The sequence below is a fragment of the Streptococcus parasanguinis genome (assembly GCF_000963275.1).
In the GTDB taxonomy this organism is placed as follows: Bacteria; Bacillota; Bacilli; order Lactobacillales; family Streptococcaceae; genus Streptococcus; species Streptococcus parasanguinis_B.
This window is the reverse complement of the sequence record NZ_JYOW01000001.1, coordinates 1,324,135-1,345,687: the sequence shown is the minus strand read 5'-3', so window position 1 is coordinate 1,345,687 and position 21,553 is coordinate 1,324,135. Positions and strand designations below refer to the sequence as shown.

Genomic DNA, 21,553 nt, shown 5'->3' with positions numbered 1-21,553 from the left:
TTAGTTTACCCTTCGATATAGTCTTTGAGTTCTTGTCCTTTTAGGCCGGCATTGAGGGCGATGAGAAGTTTGATGCGAGCTTTGGGGGCATTTAATTCTTTGATGAAAAAGACACCGGCTTGATGGAGTTGGACGCCACCGCCTTCGTATGCATACACGGGTTCTGCGATCCCGTTGAAGCAGCGGGATACTAAAGCGATTGGAAGTCCGGCATCTATGAACTCTTGGAGTTTATGGGCAGTCTCTTTAGGGATGTTTCCTGCTCCAAAGGCTTCAATAATGAGGCCATCAATTTTTGAGTGATCCAGTAGATCTAGCAGATCAGTTTTCATACCAGCATAAGTAGCGATAATGGGAACGAAACCTTCAATTTTATCGAGATCAAAGCGCACTCGTGGCTCGGCTGTTTTAAAGAAGAGGATTTCCTTTTTCATGACCAAACCTAGTGGACCGTGGGTTGGTGTCTGGAAGGTGCTGACATTGGTGGTATGGGTTTTGGTGACGTACTTAGCCGCATGAATTTCATCGTTCATGACGACTAAGACGCCTTTATCGCGTGCTTTTGGATCGGCAGCCACTCGAAGGGCTGTCAGAAAATTATAGACGCCATCGCTTCCGAGCTCGTTGGAGCTTCGCATAGCTCCTGTAATGACCACAGCGATCTCTGGTAACTCCATGGTATCCAAGAAATAAGCCGTTTCTTCCAGCGTATCTGTCCCGTGGGTGATAACGATGCCGTCGTAGTTGTGAGATTCCTCTTTGATTTTTTGATATAGGGCTAACATGTGACGGGGAGTCATTTGAGGGCTGGGAAGGTTGAAGAAGTCCTCTGAGGTGACTGCAATTCCTTCGATTGGTGAAGTGACTTGGGTCATGGGATTGACTTCATTGGTAATCACTGCCCCAGAGTCATCTGCCGCCATCGAAATGGTCCCTCCGGTATGTAGTGCTAAAATTTTCTTAAACATGTGAAGCTCCTTGGAATATGTGATATAATTTATTTTATCATAAAAAGAAAGAAACAGTAGGCATGGAAATAAAAGCAGTCTTTTTTGATATCGATGGAACCTTGGTGAATGATAGTCGAGCGGTCCTCAAATCAACAGAAAAAGCTATTCAGTCTTTAAAGGAAGAAGGGATCTATGTAGGCCTTGCGACAGGGCGGGGACCGGCCTTTGTCAAACCGTTTATGGAACGCTATGGCTTTGATTTTGCCGTGACCTATAATGGTCAGTATATTTTGACCAAGGACCGCGTGCTATTTACCAGTCCAATCGATAAAAAGAGTCTGCACCAACTAATTGACTATGCTCGAGAACACCGCAAGGAAATTGCTCTCGGTACCAAGGATGGGGTATTTGGTTCTCGGATCATGAGTTTTGGGATGAGTCCTATTTCAACCTGGTCCAGTCGCTTTGTTCCCCGCAAAATGGCCCGTACCGTCAGTCGAGGATTTAACAAAGTGGTCAGCAAGGTCGTCCCACAAGATCAGGACACCCTCTATGCACTAGCGCAAGAACCAATCTACCAAGTGTTGATTTTATCGAGTCCAGAAGAGACTGCAAAAATTGAAAAAGAGTTTCCGGATCTGAAATTCACACGGTCTAGTCCTTTTGCAGCAGATGTCCTCAACCCAGGAATTTCCAAGTTAGAAGGGATCCGCATCGTTGGTCAGGAATTCGGCTTTGACATCGATGAAGTGATGGCTTTTGGAGATTCGGATAATGACTTAGAGATGCTGTCAGGTGTTGGTTTGTCCATTGCGATGGGAAATGGGACGACCAGTGTCAAGGCGATTGCCAAGCATACAACGACCAGTAATGGCAAGGATGGCATCCAAAAGGCCCTGCAACACTTTGGTATTCTCTCAGAGAAAGAACTCTTTCTTTCTAAGGATGATCACTTCAATAAGGTCAAAACCTTCCATGGTGTGATGGATGGGGAAACCCAGGAGAAACCTGTTGTCTGGCAGCCTCAAGACGCCCTTTATCGAACCATGTTCAAGCAAGAGGAGTTGGTAGAATTTGTCCGAGCAGCTAGCACAAGTGAGGAAGAATTTGACCGCTCGGTAGCCGCTCTTCACGAAGCCTTGGATAAGGCTGCAGATAAAGTTCGTGGCAAGCATCCAGCTGAGATCTCCATGGTAGGGCAGGTTGATGCCTTAATTGATACCCTCTATCTGACTTATGGTAGCTTTGTACTAATGGGGGTCGATCCTGAAGAGGTCTTTGAGATTGTTCACCGGGCCAATATGGGCAAGATTTTCCCAGATGGAAAGGCGCACTTTGATCCAGTAACCCACAAAATTCTGAAGCCAGATGATTGGGAAGAAAAATACGCCCCAGAACCAGCCATCAAAAAAGAACTCGATCGCCAGCTCAAGGCCTACGAAAAACATGCAAAACAAAAAGAAGCAAAAAAAGACAACTAAAAAAGTTTGGAACCTTTGTTCCAAACTTTTTTTAGAATGTAGACAAACTATTTTTTACTAAGATAAGTAAAGTGCTCTACAAAGAAGTCGAAATATGTTCTTATTTTTAAAATTTATAAAAAATATTGAAAAACTTTCCGCCGTGAGACAAGTGCTAGAAACACTATTGTTTCTAGCACTCGGGAGTTTTGAGACCTTAGGCTCAAAACTTAGTCATGGAACTTCGAAGAAGTTCGCTGACGTCCGTACTCACCTAAGGAAAGTTTTCAATATAACTTTTTCTTTCTTACATGGTTTTATCCTTATCACGTACCACTAGTAAGTCTACTTTGGCGTGGCGAAGGATATATTCTGAGGAGGATCCGACCATTAACCGTTCGAAGGCATTGAGTCCGGTAGCCCCGACCATAATAAGGTCAACCCCTTCCTTACTTGGGATATCATTGGCTAAGAGGACTTTTGGATTTCCCATTTCTACAACAGTCACAACATTTTGAACGCCGACTTTTTCAGCACGTTCCTTGTAGCCCTTGAGCAATTCATTTGCTTCTTCTTGCAATTCTTCGTAGACCTCAGCATCAAAAGTTGAGACGCTTTGAAGGGCACGGGTATCGATGACGTGGGCAATCGTCAATTTAGAGCCGTTGCGAAGAGAAACGTTAACCCCTTTTTCAAAGGCTAATTCTGCTTCATGAGAACCGTCGACAGCGACCATAATGTTTTCGTATTTTTGAGACATAATCCTACCTCCTTATAGCTTGAAAACATGGATAGAATAGAAGGGAATCCTATTCTTTATACACTTATATTTTATCTCTTTTGAGCTAGAATGTAAAGGTAAAGTCTCGCTTTTCTGCTATATTTTTGCAGAATTTTTAAAGTCCTCGGTTTGTACTCTATTTGAACTAGTGGTATAATAGAGATAATTTCGTGAATCGAGGCAGAATATGAAGGAATATAATAAATCAAGCAAACTCGAACATGTCGCTTACGATATTCGTGGTCCAGTCTTGGAAGAAGCCATGCGCATGCGAGCAAATGGAGAAAAAATTCTACGTTTGAATACAGGGAATCCTGCTGAATTTGGCTTTACAGCTCCAGATGAAGTCATCCATGACTTGATCATGAATGCGCGTGATAGTGAAGGCTATTCAGACTCAAAAGGGATTTTTTCAGCCCGCAAAGCCATCATGCAGTACTGCCAGTTGAAAAAAATTCCAAATGTGGATATTGATGATATTTACCTTGGGAATGGAGTGAGTGAGCTGATCGTCATGTCCATGCAAGGACTTTTGGACAATGGGGATGAGGTCTTGGTTCCCATGCCGGACTATCCTCTTTGGACAGCAGCCGTCAGCCTAGCTGGTGGGAATGCCGTTCACTATCTTTGTGATGAAGAAGCAAACTGGTATCCAGATATTGAAGATATCAAGTCGAAAATCACCTCAAACACTAAAGCTATCGTTGTCATCAACCCGAATAACCCAACAGGTGCCCTCTATCCAGATGAGATCCTACTTGAGATTGTAGAGATCGCTCGACAAAATAACTTGATCATCTTTGCGGATGAAATTTACGATCGCTTGGTCATGGATGGGGAAAAACACACGGCTATTGCAAGTTTAGCGCCTGATCTCTTCTGTGTGAGTATGAATGGCTTGTCAAAATCTCACCGGATTGCCGGCTTCCGTGTTGGTTGGATGGTTCTATCCGGACCCAAGCACCATGTGAAGGGCTATATCGAAGGCTTGAACATGTTGTCCAATATGCGTCTTTGTTCAAATGTCTTGTCTCAACATGTTGTGCAAACCTCTCTTGGAGGCTACCAATCCGTGGATGAACTCTTGCTTCCAGGTGGTCGAATCTACGAACAACGCAACTTCATCTACAAAGCCATCAATGATATTCCAGGCCTCTCAGCTGTTAAGCCGAAGGCTGGTCTCTATATCTTCCCTAAGATTGATCGGGACATGTACCGTGTGGATGATGATGAACAATTTGTTTTAGAGTTCTTGAAGCAAGAAAAAATTCTCTTGGTTCATGGCCGTGGCTTTAACTGGAAAGATCCAGATCACTTCCGGATCGTTTACCTTCCACGTGTCGATGAGTTGGCTCAAATTCAAGAAAAAATGACTCGTTTCTTGAAACAATACAAACGTTAATTAGATAAAGGATTGAAGAGGAAAGTCTTCAATCTTTTTTTGATTCATTCTATAAAATCCATGTCACCGAAACGACATTTTTCTGAATTGCGCATAATTGTAGAAAAAATAAATAATTTTCAGATAATTTGATTGAAATTCCCACACTTATATGATATACTTGAGCTGACTATATGCGAGGTTTATTATGGCAAACTTATTAGAAAAGACACGTAAAATTACATCCATCTTGAAACGGACTGATGAACAGTTGCAGGTCGAGATGCCTTATAATGATATTGCCCAGCAATTAGCGGATATTATCCACTGTAATGCCTGTATCATTAATAGCAAGGGAACCCTTCTTGGTTATTTCATGCGTTACAAGACCAACAATGACCGGGTAGAAGCTTTCTTTCAAAATAAAAAATTACCAGAAGATTATGCCAAGGCAGCTAGTTTGGTCTACGATACAGAAGCTAATTTAGATGTGGACCATGATTTGAGTATCTTTCCGGTCGAAACCAAGTCTGAATTTCCTGATGGCTTGACCACCATTGCGCCTATCCATGTTTCTGGGATTCGGTTGGGTTCCTTGATCATTTGGCGCAATGATAAACAGTTTGCGGATGATGATTTGATCTTGGTTGAGATTGCGAGTACCGTGGTAGGGATTCAAATGTTGAACTACCAACGCGAGGAAGACGAGAAGAATATTCGTCGTCGGACAGCGGTGAATATGGCTGTCAATACCTTGTCTTACTCTGAATTGCGGGCTGTTTCTGCCATCCTTAGTGAATTGAAAGGAAATGAGGGACAGTTGACTGCTTCTATCATCGCGGATCGGATTGGCATTACCCGCTCTGTGATTGTCAATGCACTCCGGAAATTGGAGTCAGCTGGTATTATTGAAAGCCGTTCTCTTGGAATGAAGGGAACCTATCTCAAAGTGTTGATTCCAGATATCTTTGAGGAAATTAAGAAAAGAGATTACTAATGACTAAAGCCTTGATTTCAATTGACTACACTGTCGATTTCGTAGCAGATGATGGTAAACTTACGGCAGGTGCTCCTGCACAAGCCATTTCTGAGACCATTGCTCAGGTGACCCAATTGGCCTTTGACCAAGGAGCCTATGTCTTTTTTGCCATTGATGCGCATGATGTAGAGGATCCATTTCATCCTGAAAGCAAGCTCTTCCCACCTCATAATATCATTGGGACTAGCGGACGTGATTTGTACGGACCTTTGGCAGATTTTTATCGGGAGCACAAAGCGGATCCACGCGTCTTTTGGATGGACAAACGTCATTATTCTGCTTTTTCAGGAACGGACCTAGATATCCGCCTGCGGGAACGTCATGTAGATACCGTCATTTTGACTGGGGTCTTGACTGATATTTGTGTCCTTCATACAGCGGTTGATGCCTACAATCTCGGCTATCAGATTGAAGTCGTAGAACCTGCAGTGGCGTCGCTCACTCCTGAAAATCACCAGTTTGCCTTGAATCATTTTAAGCATGTCTTAGGGGCAAGCTTGGTAGACGGCGCACTAGCTGTATTAGATACTAAATAAGAAAAGATTGTAAAAGAGGTCATAGACATTTGTCTAGGCCTCTTTTTCGGGCCTAGAAATTGTCTTCCTCTCTTGAAAATGGTATTCTAATGGAAGAAAATAAGGGGGAGTTATGAGTAAAAAAGCTGTCGTCTTTTCAGCGGATCTATCTTATATGGAAAAGTTGGAAACCGCTATGAAGTCACTGTGTGCCCATCAGGATCAGTTGAAAATTTATGTCTTAAATGAAGATCTACCAACAGAGTGGTTTGCCATCATGAATCAGCGCTTGCGCCAGTTGGATTCAGAAGTGATCAATTGTCGGATGTCTCCCGAGCAATTCCAATCCTTCTCGCTTCCAAGTGACCATATTCACTATGCGACCTATTTCCGTTACACTATTCCAGAGATGGTGGAGGAAGAGCGGATCCTCTATCTGGATTGTGACATGATTTTTACACAGGATTTATCGCCTTTGTTTGAGGTTGATCTAAAAGGTTATGGACTGGGTGCAGTGGTAGATAAGCCAACGACGACAGATGGATTTAATGCTGGACTTTTGGTGATTGATAAGACTTGGTGGCAAGAGCACCAAGTGACAGAGGCACTTTTTGACCTTACTCGCAAGCATCATCAACAGGTCTATGGAGATCAAGGAATTTTGAATCTGTATTTCAAAGATGCGTGGTTTCCATTACCTTGGACCTATAATTTACAAGTGGGGTCTGATAAGGATCAATACCTCTATGGAGATCTAGACTGGTACGATGCCTTTCAAGGGATTCCAGCGGTCATTCACTACACCTCTCATAATAAACCATGGGCCTCCAAACGCTTCAATCGTTTTCGGGAACAATGGTGGTTTTACTATGCCCTCTCTTGGGAGGAAATTTTGCTTCGAAAACCGATTTTGAAGCAAACCTATCAAGACCTAGTGGGAGAATTTCCTTATCATGCTGCCATTTATACCCATACAGCAGATATCCACGAGTTGGAGACGTTGTTAAAAGAGTTGCCAGACGTAGCGATTCATGTCCTTGCCCATAGCCATTTTGGTTTTAACTTGGTGCAATTGGAACGCTACCCCAACCTCTTTCTTTATCCCTCTTTTGATCCTTTGACCAGTCGAAAGGTCTTAGAAAAATTGGATTTCTATTTGGATATCAATCCTTATGATGAGGTGGATCAGATGACGCAAAGGATCCATCAATTGGGTTTACCGATTTTTTCTTTTGAAGGAACCAATCATGTAGAGAATGGTGTGAACCAAGTATTTGCGGATGATCAGGTGCAGGAGATGGTGGCAGCGATTCACGATTATTTAAAGAGAAACGAGAAGAAGCATGGAAACAAATGAAGTAGTGAGTATCATCATTCCCATCTATAATGTAGAAGCTTATTTGAGACAATGTTTGGAAACGGTTATCTATCAGACTTACCCACATTTAGAAATCATATTGGTCAATGATGGTTCGCCAGACCAGTCAGAAGAGATCTGTAAAGAATTTTTTAGGAAGGATGCGCGCATCCGCTACGTTCGCCAAGAAAATGGGGGCTTATCTGCTGCTCGGAATACAGGGATTGAGCTAGCGACTGGGGATTACATCACCTTTATTGATCCAGATGACTGGGTGACGGAGGACTATGTAGAAGTGCTCTATCGCCAACTTCAAAAGTATAATGCGGATGTTTCCGTAGCTAACTATAACCTCTATGATGACAGTAGTAGCAAATACTTGATCAAGGTAACGGATGATGATTATTCAGAGACTCTTTATGAGGGGAGAGAGATCATGGACCACGATGCCATCCAGGAGACCAGAGATATGGCCTGGGCTTGTGCCATGATGAAGCTCTATAAGCGTAGCTTATTTGAAGGGCTTCGTTTTCCAGTCGGAAAAAATGTTGAAGACAACTTCCTGATGTACAAGCTCTTCTTAAAAGCCCATCGAGTAGTTCATACGGAGAAATGTATTTATTGGTATCGCGTGGGGCGTGCAGATACTCTGTCCCAGGTTTGGACCGAAAAGCGAGTCGTCGATGAGATGGAAGCTAAGCAGGAGAAGTTGGCTCTACTGGGGATGTTGGGCTATGATTTGACTTGGCATCGCTATATCTACAAAACGCGCTTGAAACGGGCCCTTGAAAAATTAGAGGAAGCAGGCTTGCAAGGCTCAGAAACCTATGAGCGCGTGGTGACCAACCTCCGTTTTGTTGAAACGATGGACTAACCCCTTATTGATGAGAAAGGATCAGCATGTTCATTATTGCATCAGAGCAGACCAGAGAGCTGGATCGTTTGCAAAAATACTTGAACAAACTTAGCCAGCCCTACCGAGTATTTGTGACCAATCTGGAAACAGATTTAGATCAACAGACAGAGAGTCTTGCGACCTTTTTTACCCAAAAAGACCCAGTATCAAAAATTGGAAAACCTTTATTTTTCAATGATCTAACAGTTCCAGAATTATGGGAATGTTGGACACTAGGGATCACGACCTATCTTTTTGATGGGGAGGAACGTCGTGCCAACGTGGTTTTGCGAGAGGATATCTTGTCACGAACGGTTGACAGAGTGGAATGGTTTGGTCAGGGAGAAGAGATCGTATCCATTGATGTATACAACCGCTATGGCTGGAGAAGCAAACAGAGTCTCCTTACGGAAGCTGGCCAATCCTATTTAGACATCTATTTGAACCGTCAGCAAGAAGAAGTCTTGCTTCACTTTGTCTCACAAGGAACCTTTTTGCTTCAAACTCCTAAGGGACGGGATTGCCTGTATGCCAGTAAGGAAGAGCTGCAAAGAGATGTCCTAGAACAAGTCTTGCCGGAAGATGAAGCCGTTCTTTTGATGGACAAGTCATTGCTAGATGTTGTGAAAGAGATACCAAAGGAAAGACTCGCTTACTGTGCCAGTAATGCGCATGATCTAGACGAGATCAAAGAACAAGTCAGTCAGATTTTGTTGGTAGAAGATAGTCTGTTGAGTGAGAAAACAGACGGAATCACAGCCTTGTCAGGGCTGGTAAATGTGGAGCAGGAAAGTTTTCAACCAGAAGCCATGGTTATGACGGCTTCTCAAGAGGTCGAAGGCCTATCTAGCCTGGTCCATCAATTCCCACAAGTCACCTTTCACATTGCTGCTTTGACGGCTATGGGGCCGAAATTAACAGACTTAGCGACTCGCTCCAATGTGCGCCTCTATCCAGGGATTTCGCTGGACAAATATGAGGACTTGTTATCCAGCTGCTCTATTTATCTGGATTGCAACCAGGGAGAAGAAGTGTGGAGTAGTAGTCTTCATGCTCTTGAAAATGGGCAAGTCTTATTTGGTTTGAAGAGCACGGTTCATCAGGAAGCCTATAAAAACTTGAGCACAATCACAGATACAGTCGAAGAAATGAAACAGCAACTAGATACCTTGCTCCAGCATCCAGAGACCCACAAAGAATTGGTAAGAGAGCAGGCACGAATCTTGAAATTGCCTGAAAAAGAAGCTTTGGAAGAGCTGTTTAAGCGATTAGAGGGAGGAACCGCATGACCATTTATACCTTTAATCTATTAGTGGGATTCGAACCTAATGGGGTTGATGTTGCACAAGCCTCTCGGGCAAAGATGCTCCGGAGACTAGGAGTGGCAGCGAAGTTTGTCTTTACCACTTGGCCCACTCCAGAAAAATTGGCCTATTACCTCTCATTGGGGCACCGGGATGAGGAACTGCTTTTTGCCCATTTAACTTTTACTGATCAACAGACTACGGTCCCTCAAAAGTCGGTAGGGGCCTTGCAAATGGAGTTTCAACTGACTCGTCTGGATGTTGTTGAAAAAACGGAAAGAGTCATTCGCTACCAATTTGCGGATGGAAACGCCTTGAGCTTTCATTTGGATCCCTATCATCCAAACTGTGTCCGCTATGTAGACTATCTTTTGGCTGGAAATAGGATCAAGCGAGAGTATTATGGAGCTTGTAAACTCGCTACCGAGTATTTTCAGTATGGTAGTGTTTTCAGACGGACCTATCACCATCAAGATGGAACTATCGCTTTTGAAGAATCGAGGTTAGGTGGAAGTTGGCTCTATAAACTGGGGCCTGAGATTTTAACTAACCATACAGAAGTGATGAGACGTTTTTTGTCGCAGCTGTCGCTAAAAGAAGAAGATCTAATTTTGCTTGACCGGGCTTCGCGCATGGATTTTGCTCGCCCTTTGTTGGAGAAACCTGCTTCTTCAAAGCTCGCCATGGTGTTTCATTCGGAGCATGAATTTGAAAATGGCCATCTCAATTATGAATATTATTATGTGTTCAAGTATGCTAAACGCTTCGATTATTTCATCACGGCAACGGATCTTCAAAAAGAAGTCTTGGAGCAGACACTTGCTAAACAAGGATGCCAAGGAATTCCAATCTATAGCATTCCGGTTGGGCATCTAGAAGAATTGACAGAATCACAAGGAGATCGACCTCCCTTTAGTGTGCTCACAGCTTCCCGTTTGGATCCAAGGAAACGCATCGATTTGGCCATTCGAGTAGTGGCCCAAGCTCATGAACAACTCCCAATCCTTCAGTTTGATATTTATGGAAAGGGTGGAGAAGCGGACAACTTGCGCCACCTGATTCAGGAGCTTGCAGCGCAAGATTATATTCACCTACGCGGTCATGCGGATCTTCAGCAGATCTATCCTTGCTACCAAGCCTACCTCACCACTTCTCAGTGGGAGACCTTTGGTTTGACCTTGATGGAGGCGGCTGGAGCAGGTTTGGCCTTGCTGGGCTTTGATGCCCGTTATGGCAATCCGACTTTTATAAAAGAGGGTGAAAATGGCTTTTTGGTACCTTATAGCGAGACAATGCCAGAAGAACAATTGGTGAAAGAGTTGGCAGACAAGCTGGTCCAGCTCTTTGAAAGCGACCTCGCTCCATTTCATCAGGCTTCTTATGACTTGGCCTCTTCTTACCTCGCTTCTAACGTCCAGGAAGTCTGGAAAGAGACTCTAATGAAGATGGGGCAATTCGGCGGAAAAGAAATATAAAAAGAAGAATCTGTAGCGACAAAAAAGTCCTACAGTTTTTTTCTAAGGCAAGCAAATTGGGCTAAATTATGGTAAAATAGAAGGTATTGAAAAATCATCATTTCACGAAAGGAAGCAAGATGAAAATTACGCAAGAAGAGGTAACCCACGTTGCCAATCTTTCAAAATTGAAATTCTCTCCAGAAGAGACAGCTGAGTTTGCGACAACCTTATCGAAAATTGTCGACATGGTGGAATTGTTGGAAGAAGTGGACACAACAGGCGTTGCCCCAACAACGACCATGGCGGATCGTAAGACCGTATTGCGTCCGGATGTTGCTGAAAAAGGGACAGACCGTGACCGCTTGTTTAAAAATGTACCTGAAAAAGATAACTACTACATCAAGGTACCAGCTATCCTAGAAGATGGAGGAGATGCCTAATGTCATTCAACCATAAAACCATTGAAGAGTTGCACGACCTCCTTGTCTCTAAGGAAATTTCGGCAACGGAATTGACACAAGCGACGCTTGACGATATCAAGGCGCGTGAAGAAGCCATCAATGCCTTTGTAACGGTGGCCGAAGAAGCTGCCCTTGCGCAAGCTAAGGCCATTGATGAAAAAGGAATCGATGCAGATAACCTTCTGTCAGGGATTCCGCTCGCTGTCAAAGACAATATCTCAACAGATGGCATCTTGACGACTGCGGCATCAAAAATGCTCTACAACTACGAGCCAATCTTTGATGCGACAGCGGTTGCTAACGCCAAAGCAAAAGGGATGATTGTCGTTGGTAAGACCAACATGGATGAATTTGCCATGGGGGGATCTGGTGAGACTTCTTACTATGGACCAACCAAGAATGCTTGGGACCACTGCAAGGTTCCTGGTGGATCATCTAGTGGTTCTGCTGTAGCTGTGGCTTCAGGGCAAGTCCGTTTGTCCCTTGGTTCAGATACTGGGGGTTCTATCCGCCAACCGGCCGCCTTTAATGGGATTGTTGGTCTCAAGCCATCCTATGGAACGGTTTCCCGCTTTGGTCTCATTGCCTTTGGTAGCTCATTGGATCAAATTGGTCCTTTTGCACCAACCGTTAAGGAAAATGCCCTCTTGCTCAATGTCATTGCCAGTGAAGATGTCAAAGATTCAACTTCAGCGCCCGTCCGCGTAGCAGATTATACTTCTAAGATCGGTCAAGATATCAAAGGTATGAAGATTGCCCTTCCTAAGGAATACCTTGGGGAAGGGATTGACCCAGAAGTCAAAGAAACCATCCTCAACGCTGCTAAGCACTTTGAAAAACTCGGTGCAGTTGTAGAAGAAGTCAGCTTGCCTCATTCTAAATACGGGGTTGCTGTCTACTACATCATCGCTTCATCGGAAGCCTCTTCAAACTTGCAACGTTTCGATGGCATTCGGTATGGTTTCCGTGCGGAAGATGCCAAGAATTTGGATGATATTTATGTCAACACTCGCAGTCAAGGATTTGGTGATGAGGTTAAACGCCGGATCATGCTGGGTACCTTTAGTCTGTCATCTGGTTACTACGATGCTTACTACAAGAAAGCTGGTCAAGTTCGTAGCCTTATTATCCAAGACTTCGAAAAAGTCTTTGCGGATTACGACCTCATCCTTGGTCCAACAGCTCCAAGTGTAGCCTTTGATTTGGATTCGCTCAACCATGATCCGGTTGCCATGTACTTGGCTGACCTCTTGACCATTCCAGTCAACTTGGCAGGTCTTCCAGGAATTTCGATTCCTGCAGGTTTTGCGCAAGGTCTTCCAGTTGGTTTGCAGTTGATTGGTCCTAAGTATTCTGAAGAAACTATCTACCAAGCTGCAGCTGCCTTTGAAGCTACGACGGATTACCACAAGCAACAACCCCTTATTTTCGGAGGTGACAATTAATGAACTTTGAAACAGTCATCGGACTTGAAGTCCACGTTGAATTGAATACAAACTCAAAAATTTTCTCACCAACCTCTGCTCACTTTGGGAACGAGCAAAATGCCAATACCAATGTGATTGACTGGTCTTTCCCAGGGGTGCTTCCTGTCTTGAACAAGGGTGTTGTGGATGCTGGTATCAAGGCTGCTTTGGCGCTGAATATGGATATCCATCAGCACATGCACTTTGACCGGAAGAACTATTTCTACCCTGATAATCCAAAGGCCTACCAAATTTCGCAATTTGACGAGCCAATCGGTTACAACGGTTGGATTGAAGTGCAATTGGAAGACGGCTCAACTAAGAAAATTGGGATTGAACGGGCCCACTTGGAAGAAGATGCTGGTAAGAACACGCACGGAACAGACGGTTTCTCTTATGTAGACCTCAACCGTCAAGGGGTGCCATTGATCGAAATCGTATCTGAAGCCGATATGCGTTCTCCAGAAGAAGCCTATGCTTATTTGACAGCCCTCAAAGAAGTCATCCAATACACAGGTATTTCAGACGTCAAGATGGAAGAAGGATCGATGCGGGTGGATGCCAACATTTCACTTCGCCCATACGGTCAAGAGGAATTTGGTACCAAGACGGAGTTGAAAAACTTGAACTCCTTCTCAAACGTCCGTAAAGGTCTTGAATACGAAGTTGAGCGCCAAGCGAAAATCTTGCGTTCAGGTGGGGTTATTCGTCAAGAAACACGCCGTTATGATGAAGCGAATAAGAGCACCATTCTTATGCGTGTCAAAGAAGGAGCAGCGGATTACCGTTACTTCCCAGAACCAGACCTACCACTCTTTGAAATCTCAGATGAGTGGATCGAGGAAATGCGCACAGAGTTGCCAGAGTTTCCAAAAGACCGTCGTGCTCGCTATGTGGCAGAGCTTGGTTTGTCTGACTATGATGCCAACCAATTGACAGCGACGAAAGTTACTTCTGACTTCTTTGAAGCAGCTGTAGCCCTTGGTGGCGATGCCAAACAAGTGTCTAACTGGCTCCAAGGTGAAGTCGCTCAATTCTTGAACGCAGAAGGTAAAACACTGGAAGAAATCCAATTGACACCAGAAAACTTGGTAGAAATGATTGCCATCATCGAAGATGGAACGATTTCATCTAAGATTGCCAAGAAAGTCTTCGTTCACTTGGCGAAAAACGGTGGTGGAGCGCGTGAATACGTTGAAAAAGCTGGCTTGGTACAGATTTCAGATCCTGAAGTCTTGATCCCAATCATCCACCAAGTCTTTGCAGACAACGAAGCAGCCGTAGCTGACTTCAAGTCAGGAAAACGGAATGCAGACAAGGCCTTCACAGGTTTCCTCATGAAAGCAACCAAAGGCCAAGCCAACCCACAAGTAGCCCTCAAGTTACTTGCCCAAGAATTGGCGAAGTTGAAAGAAGACTAATAGAGAAAAAAACCAGCCGAGAGGTTGGTTTTTACTATCCATAAAATTGTATTAGAATAGGAAAGATCATTACATATCAACTGACATTAGGAGGAGTTACATGAACAAATTTTTAAGAGTCTTATTTGTCCTAGTTATCATTGCCATGACTGGAGCGATTATCTTCCAGCTATTCTTTCCATCCTATATGGGAAGTCATTCGGGATATGGTATTTCTGTCGGTTGGCAACGGGAGATTGGGATTTGGAATGTGGCGGTCCTTGTGATCCTGATTGCTGTCAATCTCAAATACGATTGGTTTTATCTTCGAACGGTTCTATTGGCTTTGATCCTAGGTGGGCTTGGGATCGGTACTAATCATCTCTTCAGTTATTTTCACTATCATCTGCCGGTCAATGGGATCGGTGCGCTTGAAAATTATCTCCTAGTCCTTGGTTGGATTGTTGGGTGGAGATTGGAATCTTCTCGGATCAAGAAGAAATAAGAAGGAGCAGTCAAAGGGCTGCTCTTTTTCATCTTCAGTTTTTCCTTGACAAACAAAAGGAAAACGTTTACAATTTTAAATATAAAGTTTCCTGAAAAGAAAACAAAAAAGGTGAAAACAAGGAGATCATCATATGGCTACTATGAAAGCAGCTCGCTGGCATGCAGCAAAAGACGTTCGTATCGAAGAAGTGGAAGTACCTGAAGTACAACCACATCAAGTAAAAGTGGCAGTTAAGTTCACAGGGATCTGTGGTACGGACTTGCATGAATATTTGGATGGACCGATCTTCATCCCAACTGAAGAACATGTGTATTCTGGTCAAAAAGCACCGGTTACTTTGGGACATGAATTCTCTGGTGAAATTGTAGAAGTCGGAAGTGATGTGACTCGTGTCAAAGTTGGCGATCGTGTCACTATCGAACCAATTCTTGCAGAGCACAACTTAATTGGTGATTATAACCTAGATCCAAACTTGAACTTTGTCGGACTCGCTGCAGATGGTGGTTTTGCTAAATATTGTGTTCTTGATGGTGATCTTGTCCATGTGATTCCAGATAGCTTGAGCTATGAACAAGCCGCTCTTACAGAACCTGCTGCGGTTGCTGTGTATGCCGTTCGTCAATCTGCTTTGAAAACTGGAGATACAGCTGTTATCTTTGGTTTGGGCCCAATTGGTCTTTTGATTGTTGAAGCCCTTCGTGCAGCAGGAGCATCAAAAATCTATGCGGTTGAATTGTCTCCTGAACGCCAAGCCAAAGCAGAAGAATTGGGAGCAATCGTTGTGCGCCCAGAAGAAGGAGAAACAATTGTAGAAGCCATCCATCGTTTAACAGGTGGTGGAGCAGATGTTTCTTATGAAGTTACTGGAGTTCCAGTTGTTTTAGGTCAAGCCCTTGCAGCCGTTCATAAAGCTGGGGAATGTATGGTTGTATCTATCTGGGAACGTGAAGCTAGCATCAATCCAAATGAATTCGCTATTCAAGAAAAATCCCTCAAAGGAATTATTGCCTACCGCCACATCTTCCCTAAAGTCTTGGAATTGATGGAACAAGGCTACTTCTCTGCTGAAAAATTGGTTACTAAGAAAATCAAATTGGAAAATATCGTTGAAGAAGGATTTATTGAATTAACACAAGATAAATCCCAAATCAAGATCTTGGTTCAACCTGAATAAGCGAATAAATTTATATGAAATAAAGCAAGGCTGAAACGTTTCGTTTCGGCCTTTTATGATACAATAAAAGTAAGGAATAGATTTGGGAGGGGACTATGTCAAAGACGATGAAAGGGACGCTCATGACCTTGATTGCTGGGATCGCTTGGGGCTTGTCAGGAGCCTGCGGCCAGTACCTGATGGCTCATGGATTTACAGCAATTGGTTTGACAACGATTCGTTTAGTGTTTTCAGGAGCTGTACTACTGCTTCTTGCATATCTAGCGGACCAGGAAAAAGTAAAGGCCTTTCTAACAGACCGCTCGTCATACATCCCCTTGCTTTTATTTGCATTTTTGGGATTGTTAATGACCCAATTGACTTATTTAGAAGCGATTGATGCGACTAATGCAGGTACTGCAACTGTTTTGCAATATCTCTGTCCTATTGGAGTTTTGGCCTATTCTTGTGTTAAGGACCGAGTAGCTCCGACAGTATCTGAAATCTTTTCGATGATCTTAGCCATTGCAGGGACCTTTCTCATTGCAACCCATGGTCAACTCAATCAATTGGCAATCACTCCTAAGGGGCTAGCTTGGGGACTTATTTCTGCCTTTGCCTATGCCCTCTACATCATTCTACCTATTCAGTTAATTCAAAAATGGGGGAGTATGTTGGTGATTGGTATCGGTATGCTCATTCCAGGGCTTGTGATGATTCCCTTCACGGGAAGAAGACTTTTTCATGGCCAATATAGCATGGATAATCTAATGGGCTTAGTTGGCTTAGTGGTGATTGGGACCATATTTGCCTATACGGTCTTTTTGAAAGGGACAACTCTGATTGGACCGGTCAAAGGTAGCCTTCTTGCAGCTATTGAGCCTATTTCAGCTGTATTTTTTGCCTTTGCCATTATGAATGAGCATTTCTTTGCCATTGATTTTATAGGAATGGCTATGATCCTCTTTGCGGTCCTCTTGATTTCCCTTAAGGATCTCATGATTCAAAAAGAAAAAGGAATCTTGTAAAACCAAGATCAATTATTTTTCAGTTAAAAGGTTGAGACGAAAGTCTTGGCCTTTTTGTAATCCTCGCCTTTTGAGGGAAGAGTTATCACTATATAGCGTATACATAGCTAGAAAAAGATGTTAAAATAGAACAAAACTTTTTTAAGGAGATGAGGATGAAAAAGATTTTTAAATGGACCCTGTTTGCTGTGGCGACCTTGAGTTTAGTGGCTTGTGGTACTGGTGCTCAACAGACCAATTCGCAGCAAGCAAAGACAGAAAAAGCAGCGAAAAGCTCGGCATCTGACGGTCAAGTCGAGGTGAGTTTAAAAGGAGGACAATACATCAAACCACCTGTCCTCAATGACTCAGAAGACGGAACCTATTTAGCCCTTCAATTAGAATTTAAAAATGTTGCCAAAGAATCTATCAACGTGTCAGATTCAGATATCACCATTTACGATGCGGAGAATAACAAGGTCAAATTGCAGTCAGGAATTTATGACCAAAGTGAAGCCTTCCAATTGCTCAAGAGTGATCAGTTGGCTAAGGATAAAAAATTAACCGGCTATATCGTTTTCCCAGTCGAAAAAGGTAAAAAATATGAAGTGCAGTATGAACGAAAAACCTATAGCTCTGATAAAAAATCCAAACCTTTAAAATTTGCGGTGGATTCTTCTCAGTATGAGGATAAGGTGGAAGCTTCCACTATTCTAGCAGATGAATACATCAATCAAGTTTACTTCAGTGGCCAACGAAAGGTCAAAAAGGATGACGCTTTTGTTTTGGGAACTGATTTGAAAAAGGAAGCCAGTGATTTCCATGCGAAATTTGCCGCTGACTTTACTCGTAAACTACATGATTACCAATTCTCTGAAGAAGAAGTGAACCAGTTTATCGATGCTTACGAAAAAGAAAATGCTAAGCGTGCGAAATTAACCTATAAGGTTAAACAATATCTCCCGGACAAGGTGGTTATTAGCCTGAATCCTGAGACGGTCAGCATGGAAAAGACGATCTTAAACCACATGCAGACCTTCTATCAGGAACATCGAAAAGACTATCCAGGGATTATCGAGGCGAATCAGGCTCAAAACAAAGCCTATAGAGAGGAAATGATGGCTTCTCTTGCAGATCGCCCCTTGACGACGCCGGATCGGTACGACTACCAGTTGACCTTTGTTAAGAAAGATGGCAAATGGGAAGTAGAAAAAGCCTATAATAGTGATAGCTTAATGGAAAAATTCGAGGGAAATCTTTCTTAATGCGGAAGTTGGCACTCCAAGGACATGTATCTAGGAGTGTTTTTATCTATAGTTTGAAACTATATCAAAACCCAAGAAACAAGAATTAGACGGAAACACCTATTAGTGATAAAATAATTTTAAGTTTGAAAGGAGATGAAGGCTTGTGGCTTTTTCTTATGAAGAGTTAGCAGAGATTCGCCACTATATCCACCAACACCCAGAATTGTCTGGTCAAGAATACCAGACAACCGCCTTTCTAAAAGAGCGTTTAGAAGAGTTGGGGATCCGTATTTTAGAGAGTGGACTAAAAACTGGTCTGATTGCAGAAATTGGGTCCGGCCAACCGGTGGTAGCACTTCGAGCAGATATCGATGCCCTTCCAATTTTGGAACAAACAAATCTTCCCTACCAAAGTCAGAATCCAGGAGTCATGCATGCATGTGGCCATGATTTTCATCAAACCAGTCTTCTGGGAGCAGCAGCCCTTCTCAAGGAAATAGAAGACCAGCTTGAAGGGACCGTACGCTTGATCTTTCAACCAGCAGAAGAAATCTCAGAAGGTGCTTCTGATGTTTTGGCAACAGGACTGTTGGAGGATGTTCAAGGAATTATTGGTTTTCACAACATTCCCCAGCTAAAAGCAGGGCAACTTGCCTTGAATGCTGGAGCTATGATGGCAGGGGTTGAGAAATTCAAGGTTACCGTGACAGGGGTTAGTAGCCATGCTGCGAGACCAGATTTGGGAGTTGACACTGTAACGGCCGTCACAACCATGGTTCAGAACTTACAATTATTAATTTCACGGACCGTTTCTCCCTTTGAAACAGCTGTTTTGTCCATTACGCACCTGGATGTGGGCTCAACCTGGAATGTGCTCCCAAAATCAGGCTATTTTGAAGGAACCATTCGCTCCTTTAATCCGAGTGTGCAAAGAGACTTGAAGGCACATTTTATTTCCATCATTCGACACATTGCAGAAAGTCTGGAAGTAGATGTAGCTTTTGAGTGGGGTGTGACACCTCCCGTTACCTTTAACGATGAGGAATTGACGCAGGTGGTTTGGGAAGCTTCACAAGACTTGGCTGAAGTGATTCCAGCAAATCCTTCTACTGCTGGAGAAGACTTCGCCTTTTACCAAGAGCGAATTCCTGGAGTCTTTGCCTTTATCGGTTCGAATGGAGAGCCGGATGCGCCAGACCTCCATCATGATCACATGACCATCGATGATGCAGCCTTTGAGGTATCAGTTCCCTATTATGTTGAAAATGCGCAAGCTTTATTGCGGTATTTTAAAGCCAAGGAAGCGTGATAAAGAAAAACTATCACCTCCATAAAAAATATATATTGGGCAAGTAAATGCTTTTTTGATAAAATTAAAAAATACTTTTAAAATGGCGTTTTATGTGCCTGAAACGAATAAGGAGATCCTATGAATCTAAAAAAAGTGATTAAGTATTCTGCTTTAGGATTAGTTGCAGTCCTTGCAACTAGTGCTTTAGTAGCATGTTCATCTGGTAAATCAGCCAGTGGTAAGAAAACCATTGAAGTTGGTACTGTTGGAACAACCAAACCATTCTCTTACGAAGAAAAAGACGGCAAGCTAACCGGTTATGAAATCGAAGTTTTGCGTGAAATCTTCAAAGGTTCAGACAAATATGAAGTAAACTTTAACAAAACAGAGTGGTCTTCAGTCTTTGCTGGCTTAGATAGTGACCGTTTCCAAATCGGTGCCAACAACATTAGCTACTCAAAAGAGCGGGAAGAAAAATATCTCTATCCAAATCCATATGCTCGTAATCCATTAGTATTGGTCGTACCAAAAGATTCTTCTATTAAATCGTTGGATGACATTGGTGGCAAGAAAACAGAAGTTGTTCAAGGAACATCTACTGCTAAACAATTAGAAGATTACAATAAAAAACATTCAGATAATCCAACTGACTTGCAATACACAGATGGAACCATTCAAACCATCATGGCTAATTTAGCGGATGGTCGTACAGATTACAAGATCTTCGAACGGATCTCAGTAGATACTATCATTCGTGATCAAGGCTATGACAACTTGAAGGTTATCGAGCTTCCAAGCGACCAACAACCTTATGTGTATCCAATTATTGCAAAAGAAGATAAAGACCTTCAAAAATTTGTCAACAAACGTATCAAGGAACTCTATGACAATGGAACCCTTGAAAAACTGTCTAAAAAATACTTTGGTGGAGTTTATCTACCAGAAGCAAAAGATATTAAAGAATAATATTTAATTAAAGGAGACTTCAAAATGAAATTGAAAAAAATTCTTGGTTTAACAGCTCTTGCAGCTATTGCAACATTTGCTCTTGCAGCATGTGGTTCTTCAAAATCATCTAGCAAAGATGGTGAAACAACTGTAAAAGTGGGTGTTATGACTTTGAGCGACACTGAAAAAGCTCGTTGGGATCAAGTTCAAAAGAACTTGGATGACGCTAAAACAGGAATCAAATTGGAATTCACTCAATTTACAGACTACTCACAACCAAACGTGGCTGTAAAAGATGGTAGCGTGGATATCAATGCTTTCCAACACTACAACTTCCTTGATAACTGGAACTCTAAAAACGACAATGCCCTTGTTGCAGTAGCAGATACCTACATCGCTCCAATCCGTCTTTACTCTGGTACAGAAAACGGTAAAAACAAATACACTTCAATTAAAGAAATTCCTAAAGGTGGAACAATCGCTGTACCAAATGACCCAACAAATGAAAGCCGTGCCTTGTATGTCTTGCAATCAGCAGGTTTGATTAAATTGGATACCAAAGATGGACAATTGGCAAACGTGTCAAATATCAAAGAAAATTCAAAAGATTTGAAGATCTCTGAATTGGATGCTTCACAAACACCATCTGCTCTTCCATCAGTAGATGCTGCAGTCATCAACAATACCTTCGTTCGTGAAGCAGGCGTTGATTTCAAAAAAGCTATCTATGTTGAAAAGAAAGACAACAACTCAAAACAATGGTACAATTTGATCGCTGCTAAGAAAGATTGGGAAAAATCTGACAAAGCAAAAGCAATCAAAGAAATCATCGATGCCTATCACAAAGACAATGTGAAAAAAGCGATCGAAGAATCTTCAGAAGGAATGGACCAACCAGTCTTCTAAGATTCGATCTCAAGTGTATGAAGGAGG

At 42.8% G+C, this 21,553-nt stretch carries 20 protein-coding genes; 18 read left to right on the top strand and 2 right to left on the bottom strand.

All coding sequences use genetic code 11. The features are described 5' to 3' along the window. Positions 1-5: 5 nt before the first annotated feature. Positions 6-968, bottom strand: a complete 963-nt coding sequence (locus tag TZ97_RS06610) for an asparaginase (RefSeq protein ID WP_045759801.1) — start codon at positions 966-968, stop codon at positions 6-8. 62 nt (positions 969-1,030) lie between these two features. Here TZ97_RS06610 and TZ97_RS06605 point away from each other — a divergent pair, with 62 nt between their 5' ends. Next, entirely contained in the window at positions 1,031-2,431 is a 1,401-nt protein-coding gene (locus tag TZ97_RS06605; RefSeq protein ID WP_045759800.1) for a Cof-type HAD-IIB family hydrolase, read from the top strand. A gap of 286 nt (positions 2,432-2,717) precedes the next feature. Here the strand turns inward: TZ97_RS06605 and TZ97_RS06600 are convergent, their stop codons facing one another. Beyond that, positions 2,718-3,170 carry a universal stress protein gene (locus TZ97_RS06600; protein WP_003008541.1) on the bottom strand — a complete coding sequence of 151 codons (453 nt, stop codon included), beginning with the start codon at positions 3,168-3,170 and terminating at the stop codon, positions 2,718-2,720. Between the two features lie 208 nt (positions 3,171-3,378). Here TZ97_RS06600 and TZ97_RS06595 point away from each other — a divergent pair, with 208 nt between their 5' ends. The 17 genes from TZ97_RS06595 (at position 3,379) to TZ97_RS06515 (ending at position 21,526) form a co-directional block, all read left to right on the top strand. Further along, positions 3,379-4,593 (top strand): pyridoxal phosphate-dependent aminotransferase, encoded by a 1,215-nt coding sequence (locus TZ97_RS06595; RefSeq protein WP_021153766.1) that lies wholly within the window; start codon positions 3,379-3,381, stop codon positions 4,591-4,593. A gap of 187 nt (positions 4,594-4,780) precedes the next feature. After that, positions 4,781-5,569: a GTP-sensing pleiotropic transcriptional regulator CodY gene (gene codY / locus TZ97_RS06590; RefSeq protein WP_045759799.1), complete on the top strand. Its 789-nt coding sequence runs from the start codon at positions 4,781-4,783 to the stop codon at positions 5,567-5,569. Beyond that, entirely contained in the window at positions 5,569-6,147 is a 579-nt protein-coding gene (locus tag TZ97_RS06585) for a cysteine hydrolase family protein (RefSeq protein ID WP_045759798.1), read from the top strand. The genes codY and TZ97_RS06585 overlap by 1 nt, the downstream gene beginning before the upstream one ends. Positions 6,148-6,259: 112 nt before the next feature. Then, a complete protein-coding gene (locus TZ97_RS06580; protein ID WP_045759797.1) occupies positions 6,260-7,483 on the top strand; it encodes a glycosyltransferase in 1,224 nt (407 codons plus the stop codon). Then, positions 7,470-8,357, top strand: a complete 888-nt coding sequence (locus TZ97_RS06575; RefSeq protein WP_045759796.1) for a glycosyltransferase family 2 protein — start codon at positions 7,470-7,472, stop codon at positions 8,355-8,357. The genes TZ97_RS06580 and TZ97_RS06575 overlap by 14 nt, the downstream gene beginning before the upstream one ends. A 26-nt stretch (positions 8,358-8,383) precedes the next feature. Further along, positions 8,384-9,667: a glycosyltransferase family protein gene (locus tag TZ97_RS06570; RefSeq protein ID WP_045759795.1), complete on the top strand. Its 1,284-nt coding sequence runs from the start codon at positions 8,384-8,386 to the stop codon at positions 9,665-9,667. Next, complete coding sequence (locus tag TZ97_RS06565; protein WP_045759794.1) at positions 9,664-11,157, top strand: glycosyltransferase; 1,494 nt, start codon at positions 9,664-9,666, stop codon at positions 11,155-11,157. Before TZ97_RS06570 ends, TZ97_RS06565 begins: the two co-directional genes overlap by 4 nt. Positions 11,158-11,276: 119 nt before the next feature. After that, positions 11,277-11,579 carry an Asp-tRNA(Asn)/Glu-tRNA(Gln) amidotransferase subunit GatC gene (gene gatC, locus TZ97_RS06560; RefSeq protein WP_002884769.1) on the top strand — a complete coding sequence of 101 codons (303 nt, stop codon included), beginning with the start codon at positions 11,277-11,279 and terminating at the stop codon, positions 11,577-11,579. Continuing rightward, positions 11,579-13,045, top strand: coding sequence for an Asp-tRNA(Asn)/Glu-tRNA(Gln) amidotransferase subunit GatA (gatA, locus tag TZ97_RS06555; RefSeq protein WP_045759793.1), 1,467 nt, complete (start codon positions 11,579-11,581; stop codon positions 13,043-13,045). Before gatC ends, gatA begins: the two co-directional genes overlap by 1 nt. Further along, on the top strand, positions 13,045-14,487 hold the full coding sequence (gene gatB, locus TZ97_RS06550; RefSeq protein WP_031572934.1) for an Asp-tRNA(Asn)/Glu-tRNA(Gln) amidotransferase subunit GatB: 1,443 nt from the start codon (positions 13,045-13,047) through the stop codon (positions 14,485-14,487). Before gatA ends, gatB begins: the two co-directional genes overlap by 1 nt. A gap of 100 nt (positions 14,488-14,587) precedes the next feature. Beyond that, positions 14,588-14,971 (top strand): hypothetical protein, encoded by a 384-nt coding sequence (locus tag TZ97_RS06545; protein ID WP_003005450.1) that lies wholly within the window; start codon positions 14,588-14,590, stop codon positions 14,969-14,971. A 133-nt stretch (positions 14,972-15,104) separates the two neighbouring features. Then, positions 15,105-16,148, top strand: coding sequence for a 2,3-butanediol dehydrogenase (locus tag TZ97_RS06540; protein ID WP_003005506.1), 1,044 nt, complete (start codon positions 15,105-15,107; stop codon positions 16,146-16,148). A 95-nt stretch (positions 16,149-16,243) separates the two neighbouring features. Next, positions 16,244-17,155, top strand: a complete 912-nt coding sequence (locus TZ97_RS06535) for a DMT family transporter (RefSeq protein ID WP_045759792.1) — start codon at positions 16,244-16,246, stop codon at positions 17,153-17,155. Positions 17,156-17,310: 155 nt separating this feature from the next. Further along, entirely contained in the window at positions 17,311-18,399 is a 1,089-nt protein-coding gene (locus tag TZ97_RS06530) for a DUF4352 domain-containing protein (RefSeq protein WP_045759791.1), read from the top strand. A 145-nt stretch (positions 18,400-18,544) separates the two neighbouring features. Beyond that, complete coding sequence (locus TZ97_RS06525) at positions 18,545-19,690, top strand: amidohydrolase (protein ID WP_045759790.1); 1,146 nt, start codon at positions 18,545-18,547, stop codon at positions 19,688-19,690. A 120-nt stretch (positions 19,691-19,810) separates the two neighbouring features. After that, positions 19,811-20,638, top strand: a complete 828-nt coding sequence (locus TZ97_RS06520; protein ID WP_031572958.1) for an amino acid ABC transporter substrate-binding protein — start codon at positions 19,811-19,813, stop codon at positions 20,636-20,638. Positions 20,639-20,662: 24 nt separating this feature from the next. Then, the gene (locus TZ97_RS06515) at positions 20,663-21,526 is read left to right on the top strand and encodes a MetQ/NlpA family ABC transporter substrate-binding protein (protein ID WP_045759789.1); all 864 of its coding nucleotides are present in this window, start codon (positions 20,663-20,665) and stop codon (positions 21,524-21,526) included. The last annotated feature ends 27 nt before the right edge of the window (positions 21,527-21,553 follow it).